The sequence below is a fragment of the Lysinibacillus sp. GbtcB16 genome, from assembly GCF_019091145.1.
In the GTDB taxonomy this organism is placed as follows: domain Bacteria; phylum Bacillota; class Bacilli; order Bacillales_A; family Planococcaceae; genus Lysinibacillus; species Lysinibacillus fusiformis.
This window is the reverse complement of the sequence record NZ_JAGXJV010000127.1, coordinates 1-463: the sequence shown is the minus strand read 5'-3', so window position 1 is coordinate 463 and position 463 is coordinate 1. Positions and strand designations below refer to the sequence as shown.

At 52.3% G+C, this 463-nt stretch carries 4 tRNA genes; all 4 read left to right on the top strand.

From position 1 onward, the window contains the following. Positions 1–80 precede the first annotated feature (80 nt). The 4 genes from KVT27_RS23685 (at position 81) to KVT27_RS23670 (ending at position 463) form a co-directional block, all read left to right on the top strand. A tRNA-Ser gene (locus KVT27_RS23685) sits at positions 81–172 on the top strand. 23 nt (positions 173–195) lie between these two features. Further along, positions 196–270: transfer RNA gene (locus tag KVT27_RS23680), tRNA-Glu, on the top strand. 19 nt (positions 271–289) lie between these two features. Further along, positions 290–365: transfer RNA gene (locus KVT27_RS23675), tRNA-Val, on the top strand. 26 nt (positions 366–391) lie between these two features. Further along, a tRNA-Met gene (locus KVT27_RS23670) sits at positions 392–463 on the top strand.

Here is a 463-nt window from a genome sequence, read left to right as displayed (position 1 = left end):
CGAAGTAGCTCAGTTGGTAGTAGCACCTGACTGTTAATCAGGTTGTCGCAGGTTCGAGTCCTGCCTTCGGAGCCATTCTTGGAGAGTTGTCCGAGTGGCCGAAGGAGCACGATTGGAAATCGTGTAGGCGGTTAACACTGTCTCAAGGGTTCAAATCCCTTACTCTCCGCCAGCACTTTAATTATTCCAAACGAAGGCCCCTTGGTCAAGTGGTTAAGACACCGCCCTTTCACGGCGGTAACACGGGTTCGAATCCCGTAGGGGTCACCATTCATTTTTATACCCAGATGGAGGATTAGCTCAGCTGGGAGAGCATCTGCCTTACAAGCAGAGGGTCGGCGGTTCGAGCCCGTCATCCTCCACCATTTTTAAAAACAACATATATCATTATCGCGGGGTGGAGCAGTGGTAGCTCGTCGGGCTCATAACCCGAAGGTCGTTGGTTCAAATCCGGCCCCCGCAA